Origin of the sequence: Pseudomonas sp. AKS31, assembly GCF_023634765.1 — a bacterium.
In the GTDB taxonomy this organism is placed as follows: Bacteria; Pseudomonadota; Gammaproteobacteria; order Pseudomonadales; family Pseudomonadaceae; genus Aquipseudomonas.
Genome location: NZ_JAMLFX010000002.1, coordinates 377,926 through 381,824, shown reverse-complemented (window position 1 = coordinate 381,824; position 3,899 = coordinate 377,926). Strand labels below are relative to the sequence as shown.

Annotated in this window: 5 protein-coding genes; 4 read left to right on the top strand and 1 reads right to left on the bottom strand. The window is 60.4% G+C overall.

All coding sequences use genetic code 11. The features are described 5' to 3' along the window. Nucleotides 1–94 precede the first annotated feature (94 nt). Nucleotides 95–370 (bottom strand): DUF2798 domain-containing protein, encoded by a 276-nt coding sequence (locus M9827_RS07765; protein ID WP_250604816.1) that lies wholly within the window; start codon nt 368–370, stop codon nt 95–97. A gap of 124 nt (nt 371–494) precedes the next feature. Between M9827_RS07765 and M9827_RS07760 the strand changes: the two genes are divergently transcribed. The 4 genes from M9827_RS07760 to yghU all read left to right on the top strand — a co-directional run. After that, nucleotides 495–1,421, top strand: coding sequence for a LysR family transcriptional regulator (locus tag M9827_RS07760; protein ID WP_250604814.1), 927 nt, complete (start codon nt 495–497; stop codon nt 1,419–1,421). Between the two features lie 88 nt (nt 1,422–1,509). Beyond that, entirely contained in the window at nt 1,510–2,586 is a 1,077-nt protein-coding gene (locus M9827_RS07755; RefSeq protein WP_250604812.1) for an alpha/beta hydrolase family protein, read from the top strand. Nucleotides 2,587–2,588: 2 nt separating this feature from the next. Beyond that, entirely contained in the window at nt 2,589–2,999 is a 411-nt protein-coding gene (locus tag M9827_RS07750) for a GFA family protein (RefSeq protein WP_123450170.1), read from the top strand. 76 nt (nt 3,000–3,075) lie between these two features. Further along, the coding region (yghU, locus tag M9827_RS07745; RefSeq protein WP_250604810.1) for a glutathione-dependent disulfide-bond oxidoreductase at nt 3,076–3,899 on the top strand (824 nt) is incomplete at its 3' end.

Below are 3,899 nucleotides of genomic sequence, written 5' to 3'. Positions count from 1 at the left end.
GAGCAGGCTCGCTCCCACAGGGAATCGAGTTGCAAATGTGGGAGCGAGCCTGCTCGCGAAGACGTCAGAACAGCCACTGATGACGCGGAGGCTTTCAACGATGCGGATGCACCGTGAACGCCACCAGTTTGATCACGATCGGCCGCACGACGAGAATGCACAGAAACGCCACGGGCATCGCCAGCTTGTAGGCGTGCAAGGCATTACTCAGGTAGTCGTTATCAATGCCCGAATTGGCGGCGGTGATCACCAGCGACATCAGAAACGCCATGATCGTCGCCATGTACAGCGCGAAAACATACGGCGTGGCGCGCGGTGACAGCTTGCGGCGGTTGATGGTCAGGGCTTCGGCGCGGGTTGGTTGATTCATATGGCTTTTCCATCCAGTGACAGGGAGACCGCACGTTAGCAAGGTCGCCCCCGAGCAACTAGACGCTCAAGCGCAGGTACTTTATAAAGCAGAACTTACGAATCAGCCCTCAGCGTGACGATGAATGAATCTGTTAGCGGCGATTGCCTGTTTTATCAAAGTGGTGGAATCAGGCTCGATTGTCGGCGCCGCGAAGATTCTCGGCGTCAGTGCGGCAGCAGTGAGCCAGACACTCAATCGGCTGGAAACGCACCTCGGTGTGCGCCTGTTGCAACGCACCACGCGCAGCATGGCGCTCACCGAAAACGGCGCGGTGTACTACGAGAAAGTCCGCCGGATTGCGGCGGACCTGGAAGCCGCGCAAAGCTCGATCAGCCGCGATGAGCGCGAGTTACAGGGCCGTTTGAGTATCGCCTCGACCTCCGCGTTCGGCCGTCATGTGCTGGCCGCGCTGATCGCCGGGTTTGCTGCGCAGCATCCGCGCCTGCTCATCGAACTCTCGACCACCAATGGCAAGATCAACCACATCCAGGACGACATTGATCTGAGCCTGCGGATCAAGCCGCAACTGGAGGACGGCATCGTCGCGCGCAAGATCGTTTCGCTGCCCTTCATCATGTGCGCCGCGCCAGCCTATCTGCAGCGCGCCGGGTGGCCGCAATCGCCGGATGATTTACAGAACCACGCCTGCCTGGCCTTTCGTTATCCCTTGGACGGGCGGTTTCTGCGCTGGAGTTTTATCCGCGACGGCCAGCGTTTCGACGCCCCCATCAATGCCACCGCCATCAGTGATGACATTGATGCACTGGCGCAAATGGCGGTTCACGGTGCCGGAATCACGCGACTGGCGGAGTTCGTCGCCGCGCCGTATCTCGCGAGCGGGCAACTGGTGCCGCTGTTTGAACATAGCGACGCCGCTCACTCCGTTGTCGAGCCGATGGACATCTACGCCTGCGTGCAGGAACGGGCGGCGATGACGCCGAAGGTCAAAGCCTTTCTGGATTATCTGACAGCACATCTGGCCACGCGCTGGCCGATGGAAAATGTTTAAGAGGCAGGGCTCATAGAGGCTCGCTCAAGCGCGCGAATTCGGGCAAAGTCCACCTCGCCCATTCGGCCCATCACGGAAGATAACAACAATGAAAAAGTCTCTCGGCGCTCTGCTCATGATCTGCTTGGGCAGCCCCGTGTTCGCGGACACCCAACCCGTCGGTTTCCAGTACGCCACGCTGGCGGATCCGCTAAATGAGCGCCCGGTAGAAATGGTCGTCTGGTACCCAAGTTCGCCCACCTCTGCGACGCCACAATTGTTCGGCGACAACCCGGTCTTCGTTGGCGCCCCCGCCGTGCTCGATGCTCCGGTAGGCAGTGGCGAACATCCATTGGTGGTGCTTTCCCACGGCAACGGCGGAAGCTGGATCAACCAGACGTGGCTGGCCAGTGCACTGGCCCATGAGGGTTACATCGTCGCGGCGGTCAATCATCCCGGCACCACCAGCCGCGACCGCAGCCCGCAAGCGGCGGCGCAGTTGTGGCAACGCCCCGTTGACCTCAGCCGCGCTATCGATGCGGTGACGGCACAACCGGAAAAGTTCGGCGCAGTGGCCAAGGATCGAATTGCCATTGTCGGCCATTCGCTCGGCGGCTGGACGGTCCTCGAAGCCGGCGGCGCACGCTTCGACCCCGAGCGTTTTGCCGACGACTGCAAAGTCCATCCACAACTGGCCAGTTGCACCGCTTACCAACAAATGAACACTGCAAACACCGCGCAAGCGAAAGCTCAATTGGCCGCCGACTGGCGTGACAAGCGCGTCACTGCCGTGGTTTCACTGGACCTGGGCCTGTCGCGCGGGATGACCGACGCCAGCCTCGCGGCCTACCCCGTGCCGATCCTGGTGATCGCTGCCGGCGTGCCGTCGAAAGAACTGCCCGCTGAACTGGAGTCCGTCGACCTCGCCAAACGTCTGCCAAAAACCTCATCGCATTTCGTCGAGATCAGCGACGCCAGTCACTTCAGTTTCATGGCAATCTGCAAACCTGGCGCCGTGGCCATGCTCGACGAGGATGTACCGGGCGACAGCATCATCTGCACCGATGGCGACGGTGGTCGTCCGCGTGCGGTCATTCAGCAACAGGTGATTTCCCTGATCAGCGGGTTTCTGGCGCCGTCACCTGACCGCTTGAAACCAGCCATTACTTACCAGGAACCCCAATAACAATGCTCACGCCCTCCCCTCAGACCTTCCGGGGCAGTTGCCTGTGCGGAGCGGTGAAATACCAGATCCGTTCACGGCCCAAAGCGCTTTCGCACTGCCACTGCAGCCAGTGCCGCAAAAGCCACGGCGCAGCGTTTGCCAGTTATGGCAGCGTGCTGCGGCAGAACCTGGAACTGTTGGAGGGCGCCGAACAGCTCAAGGCCTATCAGTCTTCGCAATCGGTACAACGCCAGTTTTGCCTGAACTGCGGCTCGTCGCTGTTCTGGGCAAACAATCAGGGTGAGTACCGCGACTGGATCTCGGTAGCCCTGGGCACGCTGGACACGACGTTCACCACGGAAAAACAGCAACACGTCGAAGTGACGTCGAAGGCGCCATGGTTTGAAATCAAGGATCAATGGCCGCAGCGTTGAGTCTGCCCCTGTTTCTGTGGTGTCCTGTCTATTCTCAGCAGGTATTTTTCCACTCGCCAACGATGAGGCCCCTTTCATGAGCAAAGCGCCGTACGTTCCACCCCAGGTCTGGAAAAACGAAGCCCCGTCCGGTGGCCAGTTCGCCAGCATCAACCGGCCGATTGCCGGGCCGACCCATGACAAAACCCTGCCCGTCGGCAAGCATCCGTTGCAGCTCTACTCGCTGGCCACGCCCAACGGCGTGAAGGTGACCATTCTGCTCGAAGAGCTGTTGGCGCTGGGGCACAGCGCTGCCGAATACGATGCGTGGCTGATCCGCATTGGCGAGGGCGACCAGTTCTCCAGCGGCTTTGTCGAGATCAACCCGAACTCGAAAATCCCGGCGTTGCTCGATCGCAGTGTCGAGCCACCGATTCGCGTATTCGAATCGGGTTCGATCCTGCTGTATCTGGCCGAGAAGTTCGATGCTTTCCTGCCGAAGGATCCGGCGGGCCGTACCGAAACGTTGAACTGGCTGTTCTGGCAGATGGGCTCGGCGCCGTATCTTGGCGGCGGTTTCGGACATTTCTATGCCTATGCGCCAGAGAAAATGGAGTATCCGATCAACCGTTTCACCATGGAAGCCAAGCGGCAACTGGACGTGCTCGACCGTCGTCTGGCCGAAAGTGCCTATCTGGCTGGCGACCACTACACCATCGCCGATATCGCGGTCTGGCCGTGGTACGGGCAACTGGTGCGCAACAACGTTTACTCGGCGGCCGAGTTTCTCGCGGCTCACGAATACACCCATTTACAGCGCTGGGCCGAGGATATCGCCCTGCGCCCGGCGGTCATTCGTGGGCAACGCGTCAATCGCACCTGGGGCGATGAAGCAACCCAAGTACCCGAGCGTCACGAGGC